At 67.9% G+C, this 24285-nt stretch carries 23 protein-coding genes and 1 other RNA gene; 15 read left to right on the forward strand and 9 right to left on the reverse strand.

The features are described 5' to 3' along the window. Window positions 1–4 precede the first annotated feature (4 nt). From BLTE_RS17325 to gap, 7 genes are all read right to left on the reverse strand, one after another. Complete coding sequence (locus tag BLTE_RS17325) at window positions 5–793, reverse strand: inositol monophosphatase family protein (RefSeq protein ID WP_126401859.1); 789 nt, start codon at window positions 791–793, stop codon at window positions 5–7. Window positions 794–888: 95 nt separating this feature from the next. After that, on the reverse strand, window positions 889–2013 hold the full coding sequence (locus BLTE_RS17330) for a tetratricopeptide repeat protein (protein WP_126401860.1): 1125 nt from the start codon (window positions 2011–2013) through the stop codon (window positions 889–891). Continuing rightward, window positions 2010–2633 (reverse strand): thiamine phosphate synthase, encoded by a 624-nt coding sequence (locus BLTE_RS17335; RefSeq protein WP_244600045.1) that lies wholly within the window; start codon window positions 2631–2633, stop codon window positions 2010–2012. The genes BLTE_RS17330 and BLTE_RS17335 overlap by 4 nt, the downstream gene beginning before the upstream one ends. A 151-nt stretch (window positions 2634–2784) precedes the next feature. Then, entirely contained in the window at window positions 2785–3978 is a 1194-nt protein-coding gene (locus BLTE_RS17340) for a phosphoglycerate kinase (RefSeq protein WP_126401861.1), read from the reverse strand. Beyond that, the gene (locus tag BLTE_RS17345; RefSeq protein WP_126401862.1) at window positions 3975–4277 is read right to left on the reverse strand and encodes a hypothetical protein; all 303 of its coding nucleotides are present in this window, start codon (window positions 4275–4277) and stop codon (window positions 3975–3977) included. Before BLTE_RS17345 ends, BLTE_RS17340 begins: the two co-directional genes overlap by 4 nt. Window positions 4278–4355: 78 nt before the next feature. Next, a complete protein-coding gene (locus BLTE_RS17350) occupies window positions 4356–4640 on the reverse strand; it encodes a hypothetical protein (RefSeq protein ID WP_126401863.1) in 285 nt (94 codons plus the stop codon). Between the two features lie 15 nt (window positions 4641–4655). Next, window positions 4656–5663: a type I glyceraldehyde-3-phosphate dehydrogenase gene (gene gap / locus BLTE_RS17355; RefSeq protein WP_126401864.1), complete on the reverse strand. Its 1008-nt coding sequence runs from the start codon at window positions 5661–5663 to the stop codon at window positions 4656–4658. A gap of 326 nt (window positions 5664–5989) precedes the next feature. On the opposite strand from gap, the gene BLTE_RS17360 reads away from it, so the two are divergent. The 6 genes from BLTE_RS17360 (at window position 5990) to BLTE_RS17385 (ending at window position 9315) form a co-directional block, all read left to right on the forward strand. Next, a complete protein-coding gene (locus BLTE_RS17360) occupies window positions 5990–6271 on the forward strand; it encodes a DUF4164 domain-containing protein (RefSeq protein WP_126401865.1) in 282 nt (93 codons plus the stop codon). A 97-nt stretch (window positions 6272–6368) separates the two neighbouring features. Continuing rightward, window positions 6369–6752, forward strand: coding sequence for a cell division protein ZapA (locus BLTE_RS17365; RefSeq protein WP_126401866.1), 384 nt, complete (start codon window positions 6369–6371; stop codon window positions 6750–6752). Window positions 6753–6820: 68 nt separating this feature from the next. Continuing rightward, window positions 6821–6979: non-coding RNA, 6S RNA (gene ssrS / locus BLTE_RS17370), on the forward strand. A gap of 12 nt (window positions 6980–6991) precedes the next feature. Further along, window positions 6992–7615, forward strand: coding sequence for a 5-formyltetrahydrofolate cyclo-ligase (locus BLTE_RS17375; protein WP_126401867.1), 624 nt, complete (start codon window positions 6992–6994; stop codon window positions 7613–7615). Further along, a complete protein-coding gene (locus tag BLTE_RS17380; RefSeq protein WP_126401868.1) occupies window positions 7615–8451 on the forward strand; it encodes a TIGR00282 family metallophosphoesterase in 837 nt (278 codons plus the stop codon). Before BLTE_RS17375 ends, BLTE_RS17380 begins: the two co-directional genes overlap by 1 nt. A gap of 198 nt (window positions 8452–8649) precedes the next feature. After that, complete coding sequence (locus tag BLTE_RS17385) at window positions 8650–9315, forward strand: exopolysaccharide biosynthesis protein (RefSeq protein ID WP_126401869.1); 666 nt, start codon at window positions 8650–8652, stop codon at window positions 9313–9315. Window positions 9316–9802: 487 nt separating this feature from the next. On the opposite strand, the gene BLTE_RS17390 is transcribed toward BLTE_RS17385, so the two are convergent. Then, entirely contained in the window at window positions 9803–10537 is a 735-nt protein-coding gene (locus tag BLTE_RS17390) for a hypothetical protein (protein WP_126401870.1), read from the reverse strand. Window positions 10538–10560: 23 nt separating this feature from the next. On the opposite strand from BLTE_RS17390, the gene BLTE_RS17395 reads away from it, so the two are divergent. From BLTE_RS17395 to BLTE_RS17430, 8 genes are all read left to right on the forward strand, one after another. Continuing rightward, window positions 10561–11307 (forward strand): YebC/PmpR family DNA-binding transcriptional regulator, encoded by a 747-nt coding sequence (locus tag BLTE_RS17395; protein WP_126401871.1) that lies wholly within the window; start codon window positions 10561–10563, stop codon window positions 11305–11307. A gap of 850 nt (window positions 11308–12157) precedes the next feature. Further along, entirely contained in the window at window positions 12158–13063 is a 906-nt protein-coding gene (locus BLTE_RS17400; protein WP_126401872.1) for an amino acid ABC transporter substrate-binding protein, read from the forward strand. Between the two features lie 138 nt (window positions 13064–13201). Further along, entirely contained in the window at window positions 13202–13939 is a 738-nt protein-coding gene (locus BLTE_RS17405) for an amino acid ABC transporter permease (protein WP_126401873.1), read from the forward strand. Between the two features lie 7 nt (window positions 13940–13946). Beyond that, the gene (locus BLTE_RS17410; RefSeq protein ID WP_126401874.1) at window positions 13947–14639 is read left to right on the forward strand and encodes an amino acid ABC transporter permease; all 693 of its coding nucleotides are present in this window, start codon (window positions 13947–13949) and stop codon (window positions 14637–14639) included. A 115-nt stretch (window positions 14640–14754) separates the two neighbouring features. After that, the gene (locus tag BLTE_RS17415) at window positions 14755–15483 is read left to right on the forward strand and encodes an amino acid ABC transporter ATP-binding protein (protein WP_126402284.1); all 729 of its coding nucleotides are present in this window, start codon (window positions 14755–14757) and stop codon (window positions 15481–15483) included. A gap of 256 nt (window positions 15484–15739) precedes the next feature. Next, window positions 15740–18184: a DUF3772 domain-containing protein gene (locus BLTE_RS17420; protein WP_160140659.1), complete on the forward strand. Its 2445-nt coding sequence runs from the start codon at window positions 15740–15742 to the stop codon at window positions 18182–18184. Continuing rightward, a complete protein-coding gene (locus BLTE_RS17425) occupies window positions 18181–18693 on the forward strand; it encodes a CAP domain-containing protein (RefSeq protein WP_126401876.1) in 513 nt (170 codons plus the stop codon). The genes BLTE_RS17420 and BLTE_RS17425 overlap by 4 nt, the downstream gene beginning before the upstream one ends. A gap of 77 nt (window positions 18694–18770) precedes the next feature. Continuing rightward, complete coding sequence (locus BLTE_RS17430; protein WP_126401877.1) at window positions 18771–20393, forward strand: AMP-binding protein; 1623 nt, start codon at window positions 18771–18773, stop codon at window positions 20391–20393. 107 nt (window positions 20394–20500) lie between these two features. Here BLTE_RS17430 and BLTE_RS17435 read toward each other — a convergent pair whose 3' ends face one another. Next, window positions 20501–21589, reverse strand: a complete 1089-nt coding sequence (locus tag BLTE_RS17435; RefSeq protein WP_160140660.1) for a GNAT family N-acetyltransferase — start codon at window positions 21587–21589, stop codon at window positions 20501–20503. Between the two features lie 474 nt (window positions 21590–22063). Between BLTE_RS17435 and BLTE_RS17440 the strand changes: the two genes are divergently transcribed. Next, a complete protein-coding gene (locus BLTE_RS17440; protein WP_126401879.1) occupies window positions 22064–22900 on the forward strand; it encodes a HAMP domain-containing protein in 837 nt (278 codons plus the stop codon). The last annotated feature ends 1385 nt before the right edge of the window (window positions 22901–24285 follow it).

Consider the following 24285-nt stretch of genomic DNA (forward strand, 5'->3'; position numbering starts at 1 on the left):
CGCATTACACGCTCTTCAGCGTCGCGAGCAGGCTGCGCTGGATCGCCTCATTGCCGGCGATGAGGCCGCCCGAGGCCAGCATGTCGTCGCCGCCATCGAGGTCGGTGACGAAGCCGCCGGCCTCGCGCACCAGCACGATGCCGGCGCCGATGTCCCACGCCGACAGGTGGCGTTCCCAGTAGCCGTCGAACCGGCCGGCCGCCACCCAGGCGAGGTCGAGCGAGGCGGCGCCGAAGCGGCGCAGGCCCGCCGCCTTGGACTGCACCACCGCCAGCTCGCGCCGGAACTGGTCGTGGTTGCCGCGCGCCAGATGCGGGATGCCGCAGGTGATGACGGCGGCCGACAGCTCCTTGCGGGCGGCGACGCGCAGCCGGCGGTCATTGACGAAGGCGCCGCGGCCGCGCTCAGCGGTGAACAGCTCGTCGGTGGCCGGGTTGTAGACGACGCCGGCCACCGGCACGCCGTCGCGCTCCAGCCCGATCGACACCGCGAAATGCGGGATGCCGTGCAGGAAATTGGTGGTGCCGTCGAGCGGATCGACCAGCCAGCGGTGGCTCTTGTCGGCGCCCTCGACCGCGCCGCTCTCCTCCATCAGGAAGCCGTAGTCCGGCCGGGCCTTCTTGAGCTCGGTGAAGACGATCTGCTCGGCCTTGCGGTCGGCGACCGAGACGAAGTTGGCCGGTCCCTTGAGCGAGACCTGCAGCTCTTCGACCTCGCCGAAATCGCGCTTCAGGCTGCGGCCGGCCTTGAGGGCGGCCTGGACCATGACGGTGAGGAGGGGCGAGCGCAGCATGATGAATCCGGGACAGAGTGTGAATCGGGCGGGAGCGGAGCCGCGCTCTCTATAGGCCTGTGGCGGCGCTGCCAACAGCCCGCGGCGGGCCGGCGTCAGCGCTGGACGAGCATGGAGGCGCTCGTCCGGTCGAGGGTGGCGCGGTCGAGCCAGGTGCGGGCCTGCGCCTCGGCGCGGTCGCGCTCCTCGACGGTGAGGGCGGCGATCTGCTGGTCGAGCCAGGGGTCGGACAGGCCGGCGGTGCGGGCCATCAGGTGCCAGCGGGCCGCCTCGACGCGGTCGGCCGGCACGCCGCGGCCGGCCAGCAGGAGCCGGGCATAGCGGTTCCAGGCGATGACATTGCCCTTCAGCGCCGCCTTGCGGAACCAGCGGGCGGCCGCCGCCTCGTCCTTGGCGACGCCGGTGCCGTTGAACAGGGTGATGGCGTAGTCGACCATCGCGTCGATATTGTCGAGCATGGCAGCACGGGCCAGCCAATGGGCGGCCTGGACGGGGTCGGCGGCGACGCCGCGGCCTTCCTTGTAGAACACCGCCAGCGCGTATTGCGCCTCGGCCACGTCCTTGTCGGCGGCGACGCGGAACCAGCGCGCGGCCTGGGCGAAGTCCTGCGGCATCGCCTGCCCCTCGATATGGAGCAGGGCCAGATTGTAGGCGGCCGGCGCATAGCCGGCCTCGGCGGCGCGCTGGAACAGCTTGGCGGCATCGGCGCGGTCCTTGCGCACGCCGCGCCCTTCCAGATGCATCATGCCGAGCTGGAAGATGGCGGTCGGGTCGTTGCGGCTGGCCGCAAGCTGGTACCATTGCGCGGCCTTGCGGTCGTCGCGCGCCACGCCGAGACCCGAGGAATAGAGCTCTCCGAGCAGGGTCATCGCCGCCGGGTCGGGCGTCTCGGACGTGCGCCGCGTCGCCTCCTTGAGGGCGGTCAGGTAGAGCCCGCGCTGGAAAGCGCCGAAGGCGATGTCGCCCGGTGCCTCGGCCGAGGCCGGCGCGCCCGGCTTGGCCGCCGCGGGCGGCTGTGGTGTCGGTGGCTGGGGCTTCACCGGCTGCGGCGCGGCGGCCCGCGGGGCCGGCGGCATCGGTTTGGGCACGGCCGGCGGCTTGGCCGGCAGGCTCGCGGGCGGCGCCGGCTGCGGCACGACCGAAAGCGGGGCGCCCTGCCCCATCGCCGCCGTCGCGCCGATCAGGGACGCGAACATGGCGGCCGCGACGCGCAAGATCACGGCACCTTGTCCCTCGTCAGCGAGGCCGCGGCGTCGCGGACTGCAGCGGCCGGGCCCCTCGGGTCATTCCATATCGCATCCCCGAGGGCGACGAAATCGGCTCCGACGCCGGCAAGGGCGGCGGCCGTCTGGAAATCGGCGGCATAGGCGACGCAGGCCGGCTCGAAAATCTCCGCCCACCACGCCGTGCGCTCGACCACGGCTTCAGGTGGCGGGCCGGTGGTCTCGAGGTCGGGCTCGCCGAACATCACATAGTCGGCGCCGCCTTCGCCGGCGGTCATGGCGTCGTGGCGGGTGCGAAGGCCGCCGACGCCGACGATCCGGTCGGCCGGCAGCGAGCCGCGCACGGTCTGCAACTGGTCGACGCCGGACACGTGGGCGCCGTCGGCGCCGCTGCGGGCGACGAGGTCGGGCCGGCCGTCGACCAGCAGGGCGGCGCCAGCTTCCTGCACCAGGGGGGCAATGTGACGGATGCGGTTGATCAGCGTCCGCTCGTCGGCGTCCGTCAGGCGAAGCCGCACCGCGGCGATCTCGGCCGCCTCCAGCGCGGCGGTGAGCGCCGGAAGGAATGCGTCCGCGTCGGCGATCACCGGCGTGATCAGGTACAGGCGCGTCCGCATACTCACGACACTCGATTCCGCCACCATCGCGCTGAGCATCCCCGCGAAAGCGGCGAAATCGCGGCCACCCGTCCGGGTGGACGCAAACATGGCAGGCGTGAAGAAGGGCCCGGGCCGGCGCAGCGGCCCGGGCGGATGGTTTGGTCGTGCCTCAACGCTTGCGCAGCACCTCGACGCCGGGCAGCACCTTGCCTTCCAGGAACTCCAGGAAGGCGCCGCCCGCGGTCGAGACATAGGAGAAGCGCTCGGCGACGCCGGCATGGTTGAGGGCGGCCACCGTGTCGCCTCCGCCGGCGACCGAGACCACCTTGCCGGCCTCGGTCAGCTCGGCGACCGCCTTGGCCACCTGCACCGTGCCGCGGTCGAACGGTTCGAGCTCGAAGGCGCCGAACGGCCCGTTCCACAGCACGGTCTTGGCGTCGGCCAGCCGGGTGGCGACGTCGAGCACCGATTTCGGCCCGATGTCGAGCACCATGTCGTCGGCGCTGATGACATCGACCGTCGCCGTCCTGGAGGGGGCGTTGGCCTTGAATTCGGAGGCCGCGACCACGTCCACCGGCAGCACCACGGTGCAGCCGCGCTGGGCGGCGGTGGCGAGGATGGCGCGGGCGGTGTCGGCCATGTCCCGCTCGCACAGGGACTTGCCGACCGCTTTTCCTTGCGCGAACAGGAAGGTGTTGGCCATCGCGCCGCCGATGATCAGGATGTCGACCTTGCCGCTGAGATTGCCGAGCAGGTCGAGCTTGGTCGACACCTTGGCGCCGCCGACGATGGCGGCGACCGGCCGGGCCGGCGCCTCCAGCGCCTTGGTCAGCGCGTCGAGCTCGGCCTGCATGGTGCGGCCGGCATAGGCCGGCAGCAGGTGGCCCAGCCCCTCGGTCGAGGCATGGGCGCGGTGGGCGGCCGAGAAGGCGTCATTGACCCAGAGGTCGCCATTGGCGGCAAGCGCACGGGCGAAGTCGGGGTCGTTCTTCTCCTCGCCGGCATGGAAGCGGGTGTTTTCCAGCAGCAGCACGTCGCCGGGCTTCATGGCGGCGACGGCCGCGGCCGCCGCCTCGCCGATGCAGTCGGCCGCGAACGCCACCGGCTTGCCGAGCTTTTCGGCCACCGCCGGCGCGATGGACTTCAGCGACTGGGTGGGATCGACCCCCTTGGGGCGGCCGAAATGGGCGAGCAGGATGACCTTGCCGCCCTTGCCGGCGATCTCCCGGATGGTGGGAAGCACCCGCTCGATGCGGGTGGCATCGGAGACGGTGCCGTTCTCCATCGGCACATTGAGGTCGACGCGCACCAGCACGCGCTTGCCGGCGACGTCGGCGTCGTCAAGGGTTCGGAATTGAGTCATAGGAACCTCACGATAGCGGCGCCGGTTCCCAGGATGGCGACCATCCCCACCAGCAGCATCCACCAAGTTGGCAGCATCGAGACCTTGCCCTTGATCTCGGCGATCTCGGTCTTGAGGTCTGTCTTCAGGCCAGCGAAATCAGACCGCAGATCGGTCTTCAGGGTGCTCATCTCGCCGCGCAAGCCTGACAGATCGCGCAACGCGACTTCGATTCTCTGCAGCGCGCCGGTGACCGCCTCGAACCTTGCCTCGAGACGCTGAACCCCTCTCTCAAGGTCGGTAACGCGCTGTTCCAGCATGGGATCCTCGGGGCCGCCGCCACCGGAGGGTGGCACTCTACCGACACGAGATGGAAGATGAAGAATTTCCGCCACGGCTCATTCCCTTGGAATGGGCTTTGGTGCAGAGACCAGGATCTCCGTCATGTGAGATTCCAGGTGCCCGCAGCGAGCGCATGCAAGTGTTGTAATTGAAGGTCTTTCCGCCTTAAATATATTGATTTCCTTGCGAAATAAAGATCCGTCCTGCTTGGCAAGATAGATGTTTTCCTCCAGCAAATAAAATTTATCATGCCCGCAGCGGAGGCAGCGCAGGTCGGGAAAACTCTCCTTGATGAGCGCTGACAGATCATCAAAGACGGATTTTTCCTCGACCTGCGACATGACGTGAACCCAAGCTCAGATCAGCTTGCCCATCGCCGCGGCGACGTCGGCCATGCGGTTCGAGAAGCCCCACTCATTGTCGTACCAGGCGAGGACGCGCACGAAGGTGCCGTCGATCACCTTGGTCTGGTCGGCGTGGAAGGTCGAGGAGTGCGGGTCGTGGTTGAAGTCGATGCCGACGTTCGGAGAGTCGGTGAAGCCGAGCACGCCCTTGAGCGCACCTTCCGAGGCCGCCTTCATCGCCGCCACGATCTCCTCCTTGGTGGTCGCGCGGGAGGCGACGATCTTGAGATCGACCAGCGACACGTTGGGGGTGGGGATGCGAATGGCCGAGCCGTCGAGCTTGCCCTTCAGCGCCGGCAGCACGAGGCCGATGGCCTTGGCGGCGCCGGTCGAGGTCGGGATGGCCGAGAGTGCCGCGGCGCGGCCGCGATAGAGGTCCTTGTGCAGGGTGTCGAGCGTCGGCTGGTCGCCGGTGTAGGAATGCACGGTGGTCATGTAGCCGCGCTCGATGCCGACCAGTTCGTGCAGCACCTTGGCGACCGGCGCCAGACAGTTGGTGGTGCAGGAGCCGTTGGAGACCACGAGGTGCTCGGCCTTCAGGCCCTCATGATTGACCTTGTAGACCGCGGTGTAGTCGGCGCCGTCGGAGGGGGCGGACACCAGCACGCGCTTGGCGCCGGCGGTGAGCAGCATCGCCGCCTTGTCGCGGGCGGTGAAGATGCCGGTGCACTCCATGGCGATGTCGATGCCGAGTTCCTTGTAGGGAAGCTGGGTCGGATCCTTGATCGCGGTGACCTTGATCGGGCCGCGGCCGACATCGATGGTGTCGCCGGCCACCTTGACCTCGCCCGGGAAGCGGCCGTGCACGGAATCGTAGCGGAACAGGTGGGCGTTGGTCTCGACCGGGCCGAGATCGTTGATGGCGACCACCTCGATGTCGCGACGGTCGGATTCGATGAGGGCACGCAAGACATTGCGGCCGATCCGGCCGAATCCGTTGATGGCAACGCGAAGGGTCATCCTGCTCTCTCCTGTCTGCAACCGTGCTGTCTGCAACCGTGATTCCGCCCGCCGCGGACGTCAGCCGTCGCGCGGGCCTTCCACCGCCGAGGATGGCATACCAACCCGGCGGGCATAGTCAATTCTCTTCGGGGAAAGATTTTGCAAGCAAATGCAATCTTCTGACGCTGGAGCCGAGCCCCTGGCGCCGGGGCCGATTTTGTGCGCTGCCAAAACATTCGGAGCAATGCCGCTCGGTTGCCCTCGGCGTGCAGCGCACCTAATCTCCAGCCATCGGGATTCCCCGGACGCCTAATCGGTGCGTGCCAAATCGGAGGCTTTGCGAGATGCTGGACAGCCCGCCGCTCGAGACGGCCACTCGCCGGCTGACGGCAGCGCTCGACCAGCTCGAGGCGGCGGTGGAGCGGCGGCTGGCGCAGGAGCGCCAGGAGGCCGGGCTCGAAGCCCAGGTGCAGGCGCTCGGCGTCGATCGGGCGCGGCTCGCCGCCGAGCTCGACCAGATGCGCCACCGGGCCGACGAGCTGGAGGGCGTCAACCGCGACGTCTCCCACCGGCTGGCGGTGGCGATGGAGACGATCCGCACCGTGCTGGGCGAAGCCGGCCGGTGACGCCGGCCGATGCAACCCGGGTGGCCTTGGGTCGCACAGTCTCGGGCCGCAGGATCTTGAGCCGCAGGATCTCGAGCCGAATGTGAGGTGAGTTGGGATGGGGCAGGTCAACGTCACGATCAATGGCCGCCAGTACCGCATGGCCTGCGAGGATGGGCAGGAGAACCATCTGGTCGGCTTGGCCGAGGATCTCGAGAAGCGGATCAACGGCCTGCGCGCAGCGTTCGGCGAGATCGGCGATCAGCGCCTGACGATGATGGCGGCGATCATGGTGGCCGACGAGCTGCACGAGGCCGGCCGCCGCATCCAGGCGCTGGAGGCCGAGCGCGATGCGCTGACCGCGGCCCGTGCCCAGGCGGCGGCCCAGGTCGAGGCCAATGAGCGCGCCGCGGCCGCGGCGCTGGAGACCGCCGCCCAGCGCATCGAGCGCCTCGCCCAGGGTATCGCCACCGCCCCGCGCGAGGGGCCGGCGATGGGGTGAGGGCGAGCGCCGTGAAATATCTCTGTCACGGTCTTCCTGTCTGTCCCCCGAAGCCCTAGATTCAAAAAGCGGGGCTGCGGGGCGCGTTTTGGAGACACGTATCCCCGGGGCCTTATCGATCCGAACGGGAGCTGTCCCTGTCCGGACCCCTGGGTCCAGGCACACGGCGCCCACCTACGCTGTAGGTTTCCCGGGATCGATACTCCGACGGCCATCGCGGCTCCGCGCTCCATCCTTTCATGTCGCTGCCCCATCTTCCGCCATCCGGCGCCTTGCCGCTCCTCCTCACCGACAAGCCGAGCCTGCGGCGGGCGGCGCTCGCCCGCTGCGCCGCACTGGATGCGGCGGCGCGGGTGGCCGCGGCCGAGGCGGTGGTGGCGGGCGGCCTTGAGGCGGCAAGCCGGTTCGCCGCGGGGCGAACGGTGGCGCTGTTCGCCAGCCTCGCGAAGGAGATCGACACCCTCCCGCTGGCGCGCGCGCTCGACGCCGCCGGCCACGCGCTGGCGCTGCCGGCGGTGATCGCGCCCGATTCTCCGCTGGAATTCCGCCGCTGGCGGCCGGGCGAGCCGCTGGTGCGCGGGCTGATGGCGGTGCCGGAGCCTGTGGCCGGGGCCGATGTGGCGGTGCCGGGGCTGGTGTTCGTGCCGCTCGCCGCCTTCGACCGGCGCGGCTATCGCATCGGCTATGGCGGCGGCTATTATGACCGCACGCTCGGGGCGCTGAAGAAAGCCGGCCAGCCGGTTGCGGTTGGTCTGGCCTTCGCCGTACAGGAGGTTGCCCGGGTTCCCGACCAGCCGCACGACATCCGGCTCGACAGGATCGTCACCGAGCGCGAAACCATCGATTGCCGGAGTGCGAGCTGATGCGGATGCTGTTCGTGGGGGACGTGGTCGGCCGCGCCGGGCGCCACGCGGTGACCCACCATCTGCCGCGGCTGGTGGCCGAGTGGAAGCTCGACGCGGTGATCGTCAATGGCGAGAACGCCGCCGGCGGCTTCGGCATCACCGAGGCGATCTACAACGACCTGATCGAGGCCGGCGCCGACGCGGTGACGCTGGGCAACCACGCCTGGGACCAGAAGGAGGCGCTGGTGTTCATCGAGCGCGCGCCCCGGCTGCTGCGCCCGATCAACTATCCGCCCGGCACCCCCGGGCGCGGCGCCAATCTGATCACCACCCGCACCGGGGTGCGGCTCCTGGTGATGAACGTCATGGGCCGGGTGTTCATGGATCCGCTGGACGATCCGTTCGCCGCGGTCGACCGCGAGGTGGCGGCCTGCCCGCTCGGCCGGGCGTGCGACGCTATCGTCGTCGATTTCCACGCTGAGGCGACCAGCGAGAAGCAGGCCTTCGCCCATCTGCTCGACGGCCGGGTGAGCGTGGTGGCCGGCACCCACACCCATGTGCCGACCGCCGACCACCGCGTGCTGCCCGGCGGTACCGCCTTCATGACCGATGTCGGCATGACCGGCGATTACGATTCGGTGATCGGCATGGACAAGACCGAACCGCTGCAGCGGTTCGTGCGCAAAATCCAGTCGGCGCGGTTCGAGGCGGCGACCGGGCCGGCCACGCTGTGCGGCCTGGCGGTGGAGCTCGACGCACACACGGGCCTGGCCCGCATGGTCTCGCCGGTGCGCATCGGCGGCCGGCTCGAGCCGGTGGTGCCGGCCGCCTGGGTTCCGTCGCCGCCGGCCTGAGGCGGTTTCCGGCCCAGGGGGCCGGAGGACCGTATAAGGAGGCGGCAAGATTGCGCATCCCCAGCGGCGGCGGCTGAGGTCACAATGCGACCTTGCCATGCCTATATGGGGACGCGGTGACGGATCCGGCCCGGCGGACGGGGCGGTTTTCGATTTGGAAATCGGCGCCCATCTAACATCGATGCCGGAGCGGTCGGGATGACAGACATGGACGTGTCGGCCAACATCAAGGTCAAGCTGCCCGAGGATGAGGCCGGCGCCCTGCCGATTAGTCAGGTGCTGCGCAGCGTCGGCGAGCAGGCCGAGGGCGAGACCCTGACCATCGGCGACATCGTCGAGGCGCTCGGCGACCGGGCGATGGCCATTCTGCTGATTCTGTTCTGCCTGCCGAACTGCGTGCCGGTGCCGCCGGGCGTCGGGCTGGTGTTCGGCTTCCCCATGCTGCTGGTCGCGCTGCAGATGGTGGTGGGGCGCCACAAGCCCTGGCTGCCGGCGGCGGTGCTCCGGCGGCGGATGAAGGTGAAGGACTATCTCCGGCTGATGGACGTGGCCGAGCCGCGCCTGCGCAAGATCGAATCGGTGCTCAAGCCGCGTTACACCTTCCTGTTCTCGGATGCGGCCGACCGGCTGATGGGCGCGTTCTTCGTGCTGGGCGCGATCTCGGTGATCCTGCCGCTGCCGGGCAGCAATTTCCCGCCGGCCATCGCCTCGGTGCTGATATCGCTGGCGATGCTGGAGGAGGACGGCATTGTGCTGATCGCCGGCCTCGCCATCGGCATCACCGGGCTGATCTACACCACGCTGGTCGGCGGTGCGGTGGCCTGGGCGGCGGTGGCCGCCTCGCGCAGTGTGCTGGGGATGTGATCGGGCTTCAGGTGATGCCGTAGGGGAATCGGACCCGATCTCGCCGATAGGATCTTGTTTTTAAAATTATTTTTTGGGACGGCGGCCGGCCGGCCGCCTTTCGAAAGGCACCGCCCCGGACGACAGAATCCGCGGCGGCGGTTGATCCGGGCCATACCAGCGACCGCGAAGGTGGGCCGTTGGTTCCGGTCGCGGATTTTCGCGAAATCCTTGAGTTCCGAAACGAAAATCCGCGAGGGTCAACGGCCCCACGCGTCAGCGTTTGGGGCCGTTCGGATCAATCCCTTTTGGCTCAATCGAGCCCTTTTGGTCCAAACGAGGCCGGCCCCCGCTACCTCGGCGGCCAACCCCCGCTCGATCGGGCGCACGCTCAAGGCCCGCCGGCCCGCGAAGAGGACAAAACCTTCCTCTCCGGCGGAGCGATGCGCCGCCGGCAGGCCGCAGGATATCGCGGCGCGGCCTCGGGGGAGCCGCGCCGCTGACTGTCTTACAGAAGGACCGACAGGAACTTGAGAATAAGATAGAAGAGGATGCAGCCGACGAAGCCGCTGCCGAAACCGAGCGCCCGCTCGCGCCAGATGTCCAGGACGGACGGCGCCCCGATCGTCTCGCGGAACGTGTTGGTGTCGAGAACAGCGATGTTTTCCAGCGCCGCCGTTTCCTGCGACATCTCCGGCTTCGCCTGCTGGAGATCCTTGATCTGACTGAGCGCGAGGGCCAGTTCCGCCTGCTGCTGCTCGGTCTGGCGACGGAGCTCGGCAAGCTGGTTCAGCGTGGTTTCGGCCGTCGCGCGCGCCTGCTCGATCGCGTCGAAGCGACCCTTCAGGCTCTCATTGGTGAAGGTCTGGTCCTCCCTGAACAGGCGGAAGTTCGGAGCAACCTGGGCAAGCGCGGTCTGGAACCCGCGGAAATAGCCCTGGAACCCGCGAAACAGCAGGCCTGTGACAATATTTTCAATACCAGAAGTGGCAGCCATGGCAGCGTCCCCCGTTTGCTGCGTGTTGCGGCGCAACAGTCGCATCCGCGCGGACGATAGTGCCTTGAAACACCCGCGCGTGGAAGTCGCTTGCGAAAAGTCGTTGTGCTTTCGAAGAAAGTTTGGATCACGAACCCGCTGGCTGAGGCGATCGGGCAGCGAATCGCCGCTTTCTTTATTTTCGCGCTTTGCCACGCTATAGCGAGCCCTTTCCACGATGGTGGATGGGTGCTGCCGCTGCGGCACCCTCCTCACGCTTCGAGTTGGCCATGGCCGGACATTCGCAATTCAAGAACATCATGCATCGCAAGGGGCGCCAGGATGCGATGCGCTCCAAGCTGTTCAGCAAGCTGGCCCGCGAGATCACCGTCGCGGCCAAGATGGGCCTGCCCGACCCCAATATGAACGCCCGCCTCAGGGCCGCGATCCTGGCCGCGCGGGCCGAAAACATGCCCAAGGACAATATCGAGCGCGCGATCAAGAAAGCGCTGGGCAATGACGGCGAGAACTTCGACGAGATCCGCTACGAGGGCTACGGGCCCGGCGGCGTCGCGGTCATCGTCGAGGCGCTGACCGACAACCGCAATCGCACCGCCTCCGAGGTGCGCTCCTATTTCACCAAGCATGGCGGCAACCTCGCCGAGACCGGCGCGGTGTCCTTCATGTTCGACCGCGTCGGCGTGGTCGAGTTCGACGCCGCCAAGGCCGGCGCCGAGGCCATGCTGGAGGCGGCGATCGATGCCGGCGCTGACGACGTGGTGTCCTCCGACGGCGGCCACGAGATCTATTGCAGCGCCGACGCCCTGGCGGCGGTGTCCAAGGCGCTTGAGGCGCGCTTCGGCGAGCCGCGCAAGGCGGCGCTGACCTGGAAGCCGCAGACCTCTGTCGCCGTCGACGACGAGGCCGGCGAGAAGCTGATTCGGCTGATCGAGATCCTCGAAGAGAATGACGACGTGCAGCACGTCTATTCGAACTTCGAGGTTTCCGACGCGCTGATGGCCAAGATGGGCTCCTGACCGGCGGAGCCCCAAGTTCGGAGCAAGCTCGGGGCCGCCCAGTGTTGATGCACCAAGGCTTGATGCACCAAGGCTTGGCGCGTCGGATTCGGGTGCGCCGGATTCTGGTGCATCCGGGCCGGTCGCCCGATTATGGTTCCCGCGCCAGGATCGCTGCGCAGCCGGCTGGTGTCTACCGGCGCGCTGGCATACTGCCTGCATACCCTTCAGCCGATGCCAGCCTTCGGACTGTGCGTGCGGCGCGGCTGCCCAGCCATTGGGCAGACCGCCGGCGCAAGCGCCGATCCGCAGGCATGCCGGGCGGGTCGGGGTGCATGCGTCAGCGGAAGATGAGCGTCAGCGGCAGGGCAGCGCCCGCCTGCGACGGCGCACGCCCGTATCCGGTCACATCCCGACACCGCTGGATCTGTCTGCAACGACCTTGCGGGCGGGCGCCCGGCATCGGACACTCCGTGCGGATCACGGCCCGGGGGCTGTCGTCCGGTCTCTGGTGGCCGCGGGCATGGCGCCCGCGATGCCCAGGGAAGGAGGTCTCCTGCGGACGGGTTCTCCGCTCCGATTCCAATACCAACGGCCCAAACGCTGGCGCACGGAGCCGCTGACACGCGCGGATTTTCGTTTCGGAAATCAAGGATTTCACGAAAATCCGCGACCGGAACCAACGGTCGGCAGCTGCCGCTCTTGGTGTAAGTCCTTGAGTTGGCGCATTCTCTTTCGTGGGGCTGGTATCCACTTCTGCGGAGAATGCTCTAAATTCCATTGTTTCCGGGCACCTCGTGATCCGGGGGCACGCCCAACGAGCCGCCGCCGAACGGCGGCATGAAGACGTCACAGAGACAGGAACATCGCGATGAAACGAAGCCTAATCGCCGCTGCCATGGGTCTCGCTTTGGTGGCCGCTCCGGCTGGGGCCGAGGAACTCACCGGCACGCTGAAGAAGATCAAGGAACTCGGAACGATCACCATCGGCCACCGCGACTCGTCGATCCCGTTCTCCTATTATGACGACAAGCAGCAGGTGATCGGCTACGCGATGGACCTGTGCTACCGCATTGTCGATGCGGTGAAGGATGAGCTGAAGCTGCCCGACCTCAAGGTCGTGCTCAATCCGGTCACCTCGGCGACCCGCATCCCGCTGATGGCCAACGGCACCATCGACCTCGAATGCGGCTCGACCACCAACAATTTGGAGCGCCAGAAGCAGGTCGGCTTCACCATCACCCACTTCGTCACCGCCAACCGGTTCGTCTCCAAGAAGGCGAACAACCTCAAGACGCTCGACGATCTCAAGGGCAAGACCATCGTCTCGACGTCCGGCACCGCCAACATCAAGCAGATCAACCAGATCAATGCCGAGCGGAACCTTGGCATGACCATCCTGGCGGCCAAGGACCACGCCGAGGGCTTCCTGATGGTCGAGACCGACCGCGCCGCCGCGTTCGTGATGGACGACATCCTGCTCTACGGCCTCGCCGCCAACTCCAAGGCGCCCGACGACTATGTGATCTCGGCCGATGCGCTGTCGGTGGAGCCCTACGGCATCATGCTTCGCCGCGACGATCCGCAGTTCAAGGCGGTCGTCGACAAGGCGATGATCGACACCTACAAGTCGGGCGCCATCGAGCCGATCTACAACAAGTGGTTCCTGTCCACGATCCCGCCGCGGAGCGTCAACCTCAACCTGCCGCTGAGCGAGGCGTTCGCCAAGGTGATCGCCGACCCGACCGATTCGGGCGATCCTGCCGCCTACAAGTGATGCGGTTTCCGGCCTGATAGGGTGTCCGGTTGATCCCCCCGGGATAGCGGAAACCGTATGAAGAACCGGACCTGCAGGCGACGATGTGGCGCCGGGGATGAAGCCCCGGCGCCGCGAACAAGGGCGGGAGCGAGGCGCGTGAACTATCACTGGAACTGGGCGATCTTCTGGGAGCCGTCGCCGGAGGGCTGGGGAACCTATGGCGACATGCTGCTGTCCGGGCTCTACTGGACGCTCGCCACCTCGATCGCCGCCTGGATCATGGCGCTGGTGCTCGGCGTCATCGTCGGCGTGCTGCGCACCATGCCCTACCGGATCCCGGCAGCGTTCGCCTATGCCTATGTCGAACTGTTCCGGAACATCCCGCTCCTGGTGCAGATGTTCCTGTGGTTCTTCGTCATGCCGGAGCTGGTGCCGGCCGAGTTCGGCCGCTGGCTCAAGCAGATGCCCAACGCGCCATTCTACACCGCGGTCATCAGCCTGGGCTTCTTCACCTCGGCGCGCGTCGCCGAGCAGGTGCGCGCCGGCGTCGACGCACTGCCGCGCGGCCAGCGGATGGCCGGCACCGCGCTCGGCCTGAGGCTGACCCAGGTCTATCGCTATGTGCTGATGCCGATGGTGTTCCGCATCATCCTGCCGCCGCTGACGTCGGAGTTTCTCAACTGCATCAAGAACTCGTCGGTGGCGCTGACCATCGGCCTGATGGAGCTCACCGCCCGCGCCCGCTCGATGCAGGAATTCTCCTTCCAGGTGTTCGAGGCCTTCACCGCGGCGACGCTGCTCTATGTCGCCATCAATCTGGTCGTCACGTTCGGCATGCGCTGGCTGGAGAAGTCGGTGGCGGTGCCGGGCTATATCGGCTCAAGCCGGACGTGAGGTGCCGATGTTCGCGGATTTCGATTTCGACGTCATCGTCCGGTCGCTGCCCTACCTGTTCTTCCACGGCATGGCGTTCACGCTGACGCTGACTGCGCTGTCGCTGGCGGGAAGTCTGGTGCTGGGCACGCTGATCGCGCTGATGCAGCTCTCCAGCATGCGGGTGCTGTCGCTGCTGGCGGCGGGCTACGTCAATCTGATGCGGGCGCTGCCGCTGGTGCTCATCATCTTCTGGTTCTACTTCCTGCTGCCGTGGATCGGCCAATGGGTGACCGGCGCGTCGCGGCCGATCCAGGTCGGGGCCTTCACCTCGGCGCTGATCACCTTCACGCTGTTCGAGGCGGCCTATTTCGCCGAGATCATGCGCGCCGGCATCCAGTCGATCCCGAAGGGCCAGATCGCGGCGAGCCAGGCGCTCGGCATGACCTATTGGCAGACCATGGGCTATGTGGTGCTGCCGCAGGCGTTCCGGGCGATGATCCCGCTCATCCTCACCCAGACCATCATCCTGTTCCAGGACACCTCGCTGGTCTACGTGCTGTCGATTCCCGATTTCCTCGGCGCGGCGAGCAAGGTCGCCCAGCGCGACGGCCGGCTGGTGGAGATGTATCTGTTCGCGGCCGCGGTCTATTTCATCATCTCGTTTGCCGCATCGACCTATGTGCGCCGCCTGCAGATGCGCATCGCGGTGGTGCGTTGAGGAGCGTCCCATGTCCATGACCAACGGCCCCGAGATCTCCGGCCCCAAGACCGCCGGCCCCGAGACCGCCGCTTCCACGGCCAGCGCGCTCCAGCCGGCGAAGGCGGCGCGGCCGATGATCGAGATCGAGGACGTCAGCAAATGGTACGGCCCGATCCAGGTGCTGAAGAACTGCACCACCCGCGTCGAGACGGGCGAGGTGGTGGTGGTGTGCGGTCCCTCGGGATCGGGCAAGTCGACGCTGATCAAGACCGTCAACGGGCTCGAGCCGTTCCAGCAGGGCCGGATCACCGTCGACGGCATCGCGGTGGGCGATCCCAAGACCGACCTGCCGAAGCTGCGCGCCCGCGTCGGCATGGTGTTCCAGCATTTCGAGCTGTTCCCGCACCTCAGGATCATCGAGAACCTCAGGCTCGCGCAGATGAAGGTGCTCGGCCGCTCGTTCGAGGAGGCCACCGCCAAGGGCCTCAAGCTGCTCGACCGCGTCGGCATCAAGATGCATGCCGACAAGTATCCCGGCCAGCTCTCCGGCGGTCAGCAGCAGCGCGTCGCCATCGCCCGCGCCTTGGCCATGGACCCGATCGCCATGCTGTTCGACGAGCCGACCTCGGCGCTCGACCCCGAAATGATCAATGAGGTGCTCGACGTCATGGTGGCGCTCGCCAAGGAGGGCATGACCATGATGGTGGTGACCCACGAGATGGGCTTCGCCCGCAAGGTGGCGAACCGCGTGGTGTTCATGGATGCCGGCGAGATCGTCGAGGATGCGCCGACCGACGCCTTCTTCGGCAGCCCGCGCAGCGAACGGGCGCAGGCCTTCCTGTCCAAGATCCTGTCGCACTGAGCTGTCCTGTCGCTCAGAGGCAGGAGGCAGCGCGGGCGCACGCGCCGTCTTTCGCAAGGGAAAGGCGGCGGACCGTCCCGAGCCGGGACGGCGGGGTAGCCCGCGTGGGCGCAAACCGCAGGTTTTGGCGGTCTGCCCCATTTCGGCCCGAGTGAGCCGGCAAGCCACGGCGGACTGGCGTGCCGGCGCCGGATCGCACCCGACGCCGGTCTGACAGATGCCGCCCGCCGGGCGAGACGCCGGATCGGTTCCACCCATGACAACATCCTTCACCCGCTTCGTCCTGGCCGCGCGCCGGCTTCCTGCCGTGGTGGCGCTGTGCCTGCTGCCGCTTGCGGCGATGGCCGCTTCCGCAACGACGCCGGCGTCGTCCAAGCTGGAGGACACGCGCGGGGACATCGAGCAGGTCGAGGCGGTGCTGGGGCGCGACACGCTGCGCGACCGCGACCTCGAACAGCTCAAGCTCAGGATCGACCCGCTGCGCGACGCGCTGTCGAAGGCGATCGGCACCACCGAGCCGCGCTTCGCCGAGATCAATGCCCGCCTGAAGGAGCTCGGCAAGAAGCCGGAGGCCGATGCGCCGCCGGAGGATGCCAACATCACGGCCGAGCGCGAGGAGCTGGAGAAGACCATCAGCGCGCTCGACGGCGAGCTGAAGCAGGCGCGGCTCCTGCTGCTGCGGATCGACCAGATCGCCGACCGCATCACCGAGCGCCGCCGGGCCCTGTTTGCCGCCGAGGTATTCTCGCGCTCGAACGGCATTCTCAATCCCGGCTTCTGGACGCGGGCGTTTGCCGTGGCGTCCGAGGAGATGCGCGGCATTGTCTATCTCGGCAATGACTGGCGCACCTGGGTGGAGGCGCGGGGCGGGCAGTCCGCACTGGTGCAGCCGGCGCTGGCGCTGGCGGCGATCACGGTCATCGGCCTCGTCATCGCGCGCTGGTGGGGGCGCAAGCGCACCTCGCGCGATCTGGCGTTCGATGCCCCGCGGCTGGCGCATGCGCTGTCGGCGTGGCGGGTGTTCCTGGCCGGGGCGGTTCCCTCGATCGCAGCCGGCACGGCGCTGCTGTGGGTGCTGCAGTCGCACGATCTGCTGCCGCCGCGGCTGGTCGATCTCGGCCAGAGCATTCTCGTCGCGGTGGTGGTGATGGCGCTGGCGCGCTCGACCAGCCGGGCGGTGATGGCGCCCGACCGGCAGGCCCGCCGCCTGCTCAATTTCGACAGCGTGCGCGCCGGCCATCTTCACCGCCTGATGGTGTGGGGATCGCGGGTGTTCGGCGTCGCCGTCGTGCTCAACGCCCTGCACAAGGCGGTGGTGGCGCCGCTGGCGCTGACGCTCGCCACCAGCGCGGTGATGGTGCTGATCATGGTGGCGCTGGTGGCCTGGACGCTGCTGGCGACCAAGCCGGACGAGCCCGCGGACACCGCTGACGCCGCGGACGGGGAACCCGGCCGGGCGCTGGCCGACGAGCCGGAGGATGACGATTCGCGGGCGCAGCGCTGGCTGCGCCTGTTCGGCTGGATCGTCATCCTGGTCAGCCTGGTGTCGCTGTCGCTCGGCTATGTCGGCTTCGCGGCGTTCTTCATCGGCCGGCTGGTGATCGCTGCCATCCTGATCGGCATCATCTATCTGGCGATCGCGCTGATCGATGCCGTGGTGCAGGAGGCGATGTCGGCATCGGTGTCGCGCGGCCGCCGCGTCGCCAGCATGCTCGGCGTGTCGCCGTCGACGCTCGACGTCACCGGCACCGTGCTGTCCGGCTTCACCAAGGTGGTGCTGGTGGCGTTCGCCGCGGTGGTGGCGCTCGGCCCGTGGGGCGTGCACGTCGTCGACGTCACCTCCACCTTCTCGGAGGCGTTCTTCAGCCTGCAGCTCGATTCGCTGACCGCCCCGGTGATGGCCCTGGTCGGCGCGGTGATGCTGCTCGTCGGCATGCTGGTCGTGACGCGCCTGCTGCAGGGCTGGCTGGAACGCAACCTGCTGCCGCGGACGCGGATCGAGCATTCGCTGCAGCACTCGGTGAAGCAGATCGTCGGCTATCTCGGCATCATCGTCGCGGTGCTGCTGGCGCTGGGCCAGCTCGGCATCGACCTGCAGAACATCGCGCTGGTGGCCGGCGCGCTGTCGGTCGGCATCGGCTTCGGCCTGCAGTCGATCGTCTCCAACTTCGTCTCGGGCCTGATCCTGCTCACCGAGCGGCCGATCCGCGTCGGCGACACCATCGCGGTGAAGGGGGAGGAGGGCTATGTGCGGCGCATCAGCGTGCGCTCCACCGAGATCGAGACGTTCGAGCGGTCGAGCGTGATCATCCCGAACACCGACCTCATCACCGGCGTCGTCAAGAACTGGACGCACGGCAACCCGACCGGCCGGGTCATCGTCGCCGTCAACATTCCCTACGACACCGATCCGGACGAGGTGCGCGACATCCTGATCGCCGCCGCCTGCGAGCACCCGCAGGTGCTGAAGAACCCGACGCCGCGGGTGTTCCTGCTCAAGTTCGGCGACACCGCGCTGCAGTTCGAGCTGCGCTGCGTGGTGTCCAATGTCGACTATTCGCTGACGGTGCGCAGCGACCTGCACTTCTCGATTCTCTACCGCCTGCGCAAAGCCGGCATCACGATGCCGGTGATTCCCCCGCTGCCCGAGCCGGTGCCGCGCATGCCACCGGCCATCTCAACCGGGGATGCTACCCTATGAACCTGACCCGACGCCTGCTGCTGGCCGGCGGGCTCGCAGGGCTGACCGCAGCCTGCGAAAGCGCGAAGATCGATCTGCCGGAAAGCTCCGGCGCCTCGCTGACCCGGCCGGGCGCCAAACTCGACAGGCAGCAGGCCGTCAACCTCGTCAATTCGTTCCGCCGCAGCAACGGGGCGGGGGCGCTGACGCTCGATTCCCATCTCAGCACGCTCGCCGAGGAGCAGGCCCGCACCATGGCCTCGGCCGGGCGGCTGTCGCACGAGGTGGGTGGCGACCTGCCCTCGCGGCTGCGCCGCGGCGGTTATCGCTTTGCCACCGCCGGCGAGAACATCGCCGCCGGCCAGGACACGCTGGTCGACGTGTTCGGCGCGTGGCGGGCCTCGCCCGGCCACCGCTCGGTGATGTTGAGCCCGGAGGCGACCCGCATGGGCATCGCCGCGGTGCAGGCGCCCAATTCCGCCTACAAGATCTTCTGGGCGATGATCGTGGCGCGGCCGCCCGAGGCCTGACGGGCCGGGGCACGGCGCGATCTGGACCGGGCTTGCGCGTAAGGTTAGCGTCGGCGCTCTCTTGATGGGGGCTGCCGATGGGTCTTCTGCCGGACAGACGCGATTACCGGAGCCTGTACGACGAATTCCGCTGGCGCATTCCGGACCGCTACAACATCGCCGTCGATGCCTGCGAGCGCTGGGCGGCCGCCGACGAAGACCGGCTGGCGCTGATCTTCAAGCACGCGGACGGGCGCGTCGAGCAGGTCACCTATGGCCGGTTGTCGGAGAACTCGAACCGGCTGGCCAATGCGCTCTCAGCCCACGGCGTCGGGCGCGGCGACCGGGTGGCGATCCTGCTGCCGCAGACCGTCGAGACGGTGGTGACCCACCTCGCGGTCTACAAGCTCGCGGCGATCGCGGTGCCGCTGGCGGCGCTGTTCGGGCCGGACGCCATCTCCTATCGCCTCGCCACCGCCGGCGCCAAGGTGCTGGTCACCGACATCGCCGGCCTCGGCAAGCTCGCTGCGGTATCGGACGATTTGCCGGATCTTGAGCTTGTCATCTCGATCGACGGAGATGCAAAGCCGGCTAAAAGCTTCTCGGCGCTGATCGAGGCGGGCGCGCCGCACTTCCTGCCCGAGCAGACATCGCCGGACGATCCGGCGATGATGATCTTCACCTCCGGCACCACCGGCAATCCCAAGGGGGCGCTGCACGGCCACCGGGTGCTGCTCGGCCACATGCCCGGCGTGCAGATGTTCCACGAGTTCACGCCGCAGGCGGGCGACCGCTACTGGACGCCGGCCGATTGGGCGTGGGCCGGCGGCCTGCTCAATGTGCTGCTGCCGGGGCTCAAGCTCGGGGTGCCGGTGGTCGGCCGGCGGGCCGAGCGGTTCGATCCGGAGGACGCCTTCCGGCTGATGGCCGAGCTCGATGTCGCCAATGCCTTCGTGCCGCCGACGGCGCTGCGCATGCTGCGGGCGGTGCCCTCGCCCAAGGGCCGGCACCGGCTGCGCCTGCGCACGCTGGGCTCGGGCGGCGAGTCGCTCGGCGCCGAGACGCTCGATTGGGGGCGCACGGCGCTGGGCCTGACGATCAATGAATTCTACGGCCAGACCGAGTGCAATCTGGTGCTGTCGTCGTGTGCGGCGATCGGCGTGTCGCGGCCGGGAGCGATCGGCCTGCCGGTGCCGGGCCACGAGGTGGCGGTGATTCGGCCCGATGGTACCGCCTGCGACATCGGCGAGACCGGGCAGATCGCGGTGCGCCGGCCCGACCCGGTGATGTTCCTCGAATACTGGAACCGGCCCGACGCCACCGCCGAGAAGTTCATCGACAATTGGATGACTACCGGCGACCAGGGCAGCCGCGACGAGGACGGCTATGTCCACTTCGTCGGCCGCGACGATGACGTCATCACCTCGTCGGGCTACCGGATCGGCCCCGGCGAGATCGAGGACTGCCTCTTGAAGCACCCGGCGGTGGCGCTGGCGGCGGTGGTCGGCAAGCCCGACCCGTTGCGTACCGAGATCGTCAAGGCGTTCGTCGTGCTGAAGGAAAACGCCCCGGCAAGCGATCATTTAGCCGGCGACATACAAATGTTCGTCAAGCAGCGCCTGTCGGCGCATGAATATCCGCGCGAGGTCGCCTTCATCGACGAGATGCCGATGACCACGACCGGCAAGATCATCCGCCGGGCCTTGCGGGCGCTGGGCTGACCGGAAATCCGGATGGCTGGGCTGGAGTGTCGGCCTGGTCCGGTGCGCTTTTTGCGGTCTCGCCGCGAGGTCGACGGATCCTGCCCCAGGCTTTCGCCGGGCTGGTCTCACCGCCGGCCGAGCCGGGCTCGCACCGCGTCGCGCAGACGGCGAGCGAGCCGCCGGGCCGAGCGCTGCGCCTGCTCGCGGGCAACCACCAGGGCGAAGCCGGCGCCGGCGTCGGGCAGGGCGATGATCCAGTCGGACACCGCAAGCCGGCCGCTCCACAGCCGGTCGATCATCGGGTGGCCGGCAATGGCGCAGGAGTCGACCTGGGCGAGGGCGGGGTCGGCGGCGAGCCGGGCGGTGAGGTCGAGCGTCGCCAGCACGCCGGGCGAGAAGCGGGCGTGGGCCTCATCGTAGGCGGTTTTCCAATACCAGGCCTGCGGGCCGCTGCGCAGCGTCACGGTGGCGGCGAGCGGCGCGCCGTCGAGCCGGGTCACGGCGATTTCGGCCTCGCCCCTGGCGGCGAGGCCGGCGATCGCCCGGCGGAAGAAGGCCTCCGCGGCAGGGTCGGCGGCGAGCGCCGTACCGCCGCGGCCTTTCCAGCCCGCACGTTCGAGAGAGATATAAGAGTCGATCGCCTCCGCGATCGGGGCCTCGGCGGGGGCGAGCGTCAGGGTCGGGGTGCCGGCCTCCTCCAGGCGGCGGCGCAGCCGCGCCAGCTCCTTGCGGCGCTTGCCGCCGAGCGCGGCGGGGCCCGCCGCGCCGTTGGTCAGCGCGGCGCGGCGGTGGGCGTCGAGCCGCCGGACCTGCAGGCCGCGGCGCGCGAGAAGCCGGCTAAGCGCCTCAGCGACCGGGCCTTCGTCCGTCATCAGCGGCAGGATGACGGCCCGCGGGCGCGGGCGCAGCGCCGCCACCGCGTCGAGCCAGGACGCCAGCACCGATTCGGGATCGAAACGGTGGACCAGCGGGGTCGACAGCGGGCCGTAGGGGTGGACCAGGGCACGCCAGACCGGGAGCGGCCCCCCGGCTAAGGACCCCGGAAACAGGCAGGCAAGGTCGCCGTTACGCCAAATCCCGATTGTATTGCTGCCCGAGGCGCCAAGCAGATGGCTGGCGGCGGCAAGGGCGAAGGCGGGGACATAGAATATATTGTGCTCGGTAACGCGGCCGATCAGCGCCTCCCAGGCGGCGGAATCCGGCTGCCAGCCCAAGAGCGGCCGGGACTCGGAAGAGTTGTCTTTCAGAGTCTTGGATGGCTCGGCGGGCGCCATTGGTGAGTCCGTCAGGGTTGCTTGGAACGGGGCAAGTCCGGGAAATTTCGAGCGATCTCGTCTGCACTGAAATTGCGAGTCAATCGGAATCTGACGCCCGCGGGCGAAATCCAGAAGACAATTAATCGCGGGAGTCGTATACGTTTACCACACTGAGTCGCGGGGGGCGGCGCCATGCGTGTGGGTAACTCGGCGTTGTCGATCGGGATTTTCGGTACCGGAGTAGGTTTCGAGCGGACCGCGTGTGTCCGAACGGAATCGCTCGAAATGCTTGTGGTGCGCTGTTTGTTCACGGCGGAGTCGCCTGCGTTAACCATCCATTAACCACGCGTTCGTATCTGTTACATGTGCCGATCTTGGCACAAACATATGACCCTGGGGCAGATAACCCCTTGAAAAGCTTGGAGACCGACAATGTCCATGGCTAATCTCCGGTTGACGGAAAAGATTACACTGCTGGTTCTCGGTATCGCCCTTTTTGTCGGCGTGGCCATCGCTTCGGTGGGTGATTGGACCCTTCGCCGAGTCGGCACCGACCTGAAGCAGGCCCGCCTCAACCACATCAACACGGCGCAGATCGCCGCCACGGATTCCGTGACGCCGGTTGTGCGGGCCGATGGCAGCGTTGTGGGCGTCCTGGTTGTGCGCGGCGGCGCTTCCTCCGAGCCGGCGATCATCAAGGCTTCCGCCACCTCTCCGGCTGCCAAGGACGTGGTGTTCATCTCGGCCGCGGCGATGAGCGGCGCGGATGACGCGCTCGTTCCGATCGAGCAGATGCGTTCGACCCTGATCAGCACCACCGCCATCGTCATGCTGCTCGCCGGCGTGATCGGCCTGTTCGTCGCCCGCTCGGTCACCGCGCCGTTCGGCCGCCTGACCTCGGACATGAAGCGCCTCGCCAAGGGCGACACCAATCTGAAGTTCACCGAGAGCAGCCGTCACGACGAAGTCGGCGAAATGTCCCGCGCTCTCGAGACCGTCCGTGACGCCATGGTCGAGGCCAACCGTTCGAAGCAGAGCTACAGCCAGACTGCCGGCATCGGTCAGGTGTTCTCGGGCCTGCGTCTGGACAGCGCGGCGCTGACCAACGCGGTCGACCGCGTCAGCGACACGGCCTTCGAACTCGGCCGCGGCATCATCCGCGTCCTGGAGATCGTCACCAACGAGCTGGCCTCGGTCGGCCGTGAGATCGTCAAGCTCGACCTCGGCGGCGCGATCCGCGGCTTCTTCGGCCAGCAGGCCCGGGCCTGATCCACACGCCACCGGTCAAGGACTGAAAACCGTCACTGAAGTTCTCCAAGCTTCCTGACATCCGTCCCTCGGGCGCCTGGCGCCGGGCGCCCGAGGACGGACACCGGAAGCGGAAGATCGGAACCGAGAGGAGACCGGACCCCAAGCGAAGAGAGTTCCGAACCGAAGAGAGTTTCGAGCCGACGACCTCGACAGCGAAGAGGTCCCTTGCACAGACGACCGTTCGGTATGCGGCAAAGTTTCGAGACGCCAAATCCCGGACGAACGAAGCGAGACGAACGAAGCGACAAGACGAACTTGGCCAGTGGGAGTACCGGTTGCCGCCGGACGTGCGGCGGACACAGCGGGTCGAAGCGGTCGGACTGCCGGAAGGGGTGAGACCGGGCTTGCGGCTCCAGATCGAAGGTTCAGCCGAGCGAGGCCGAAGGCGGGACGATCGATCAAGGCGGTGTTCGCAGCAAACATGTCAGGCGGAAGGTCACCGGCCCCGATGGGACGGTTCTGGAGGATGGTTCTTGATGGCGTGGTTGACGGGGTGGTCCCGGCGACGTGGTGTCGAGAGCTTCGGTTCCGGGTGTTGGATTCGGGCAGAAGCCGGATGCGTCACCGGAGTTGGAAAAGCCGGCGGGGTTCATAGGACGCCGGCTGGAGTGCCTGCCCACCGCAGGATCGACGGACCGGTTGCGGTCTCGGGATGCTGGCGGCGGCAGGGAGCCTGAAGACGAAGACGACGAAATCGACGACGAAGACAGCGTGTGCCGCACGCCGCTCTTGCGGATCCAAAGACGGCGTGCGGGAAGAGTGAAGCGGCGGACGTTGGGTTGGGGAGGATAGCCGGCAAATTGCCGGCCTCTCCCCAAGAGTGGCTCTCCCGAAAGCGGGCCTCTCCCCAAGAGTGGCGTTGCCCAAGAGTGGCGTCGCCCAAGAATGGGCCTCGCCCCAAGCGTGGTTCGCCCCGAGACTGGTGTTCGCGAAGACTGGCTCTCGCGACGAGTGGTCCTCTCCAAGAGCGGTCGTCTCGAAGCGTGGTTCAGGCGAGGCGTAAGTCTCTCGACGTGCGGTCCGCTCACAGAGCGGGTTCCTCCGAGAGAAGAGCTCTCGAAGAGGTGGCCCTTGCCAACGGACCGGTCCTCTTCCGAGCGTTGCTCCATTGAAGTGCGTATCCGGGGTGGCCGGATGGGCCGATGGCGCGCGGCGGCAAGCTCGGGCCCGCGTATCCCGCACGTTGATCCCCGCACAGGTTCGTCCCAGCGGCGAAACCCGGCGGGTGGGCGGAGAGTCGTCCGAGTCCCTGCGCGCCAGGAGAAGCCTGCCTGCAAGGCGAAACTTGCCTGCAAGGGGAAGCCTGCCTGCGGGGGGAATCTGCCTGCCCGGGAGAATGCGGC

It is taken from the genome of Blastochloris tepida, from assembly GCF_003966715.1.
GTDB lineage: Bacteria > Pseudomonadota > Alphaproteobacteria > Rhizobiales > Xanthobacteraceae > Blastochloris > Blastochloris tepida.

Coding starts and splice junctions, on each gene's coding strand:
- BLTE_RS17325 (WP_126401859.1), bottom strand. CDS start 793: ATGCTGCGCTCGCCCCTCCTCACCGTCATGGTCCAGGCCGCCCTCAAG.
- BLTE_RS17335 (WP_244600045.1), bottom strand. CDS start 2,633: ATGCGGACGCGCCTGTACCTGATCACGCCGGTGATCGCCGACGCGGAC.
- BLTE_RS17440 (WP_126401879.1), top strand. CDS start 22,064: ATGTCCATGGCTAATCTCCGGTTGACGGAAAAGATTACACTGCTGGTT.
- BLTE_RS17430 (WP_126401877.1), top strand. CDS start 18,771: ATGGGTCTTCTGCCGGACAGACGCGATTACCGGAGCCTGTACGACGAA.
- BLTE_RS17395 (WP_126401871.1), top strand. CDS start 10,561: ATGGCCGGACATTCGCAATTCAAGAACATCATGCATCGCAAGGGGCGC.
- BLTE_RS17365 (WP_126401866.1), top strand. CDS start 6,369: ATGGGGCAGGTCAACGTCACGATCAATGGCCGCCAGTACCGCATGGCC.
- BLTE_RS17360 (WP_126401865.1), top strand. CDS start 5,990: ATGCTGGACAGCCCGCCGCTCGAGACGGCCACTCGCCGGCTGACGGCA.
- BLTE_RS17345 (WP_126401862.1), bottom strand. CDS start 4,277: ATGCTGGAACAGCGCGTTACCGACCTTGAGAGAGGGGTTCAGCGTCTC.
- BLTE_RS17380 (WP_126401868.1), top strand. CDS start 7,615: ATGCGGATGCTGTTCGTGGGGGACGTGGTCGGCCGCGCCGGGCGCCAC.
- BLTE_RS17425 (WP_126401876.1), top strand. CDS start 18,181: ATGAACCTGACCCGACGCCTGCTGCTGGCCGGCGGGCTCGCAGGGCTG.
- BLTE_RS17410 (WP_126401874.1), top strand. CDS start 13,947: ATGTTCGCGGATTTCGATTTCGACGTCATCGTCCGGTCGCTGCCCTAC.
- BLTE_RS17340 (WP_126401861.1), bottom strand. CDS start 3,978: ATGACTCAATTCCGAACCCTTGACGACGCCGACGTCGCCGGCAAGCGC.
- BLTE_RS17400 (WP_126401872.1), top strand. CDS start 12,158: ATGAAACGAAGCCTAATCGCCGCTGCCATGGGTCTCGCTTTGGTGGCC.
- BLTE_RS17375 (WP_126401867.1), top strand. CDS start 6,992: ATGTCGCTGCCCCATCTTCCGCCATCCGGCGCCTTGCCGCTCCTCCTC.
- BLTE_RS17385 (WP_126401869.1), top strand. CDS start 8,650: ATGACAGACATGGACGTGTCGGCCAACATCAAGGTCAAGCTGCCCGAG.
- BLTE_RS17420 (WP_160140659.1), top strand. CDS start 15,740: ATGACAACATCCTTCACCCGCTTCGTCCTGGCCGCGCGCCGGCTTCCT.
- gap (WP_126401864.1), bottom strand. CDS start 5,663: ATGACCCTTCGCGTTGCCATCAACGGATTCGGCCGGATCGGCCGCAAT.
- BLTE_RS17350 (WP_126401863.1), bottom strand. CDS start 4,640: ATGTCGCAGGTCGAGGAAAAATCCGTCTTTGATGATCTGTCAGCGCTC.
- BLTE_RS17415 (WP_126402284.1), top strand. CDS start 14,755: ATGATCGAGATCGAGGACGTCAGCAAATGGTACGGCCCGATCCAGGTG.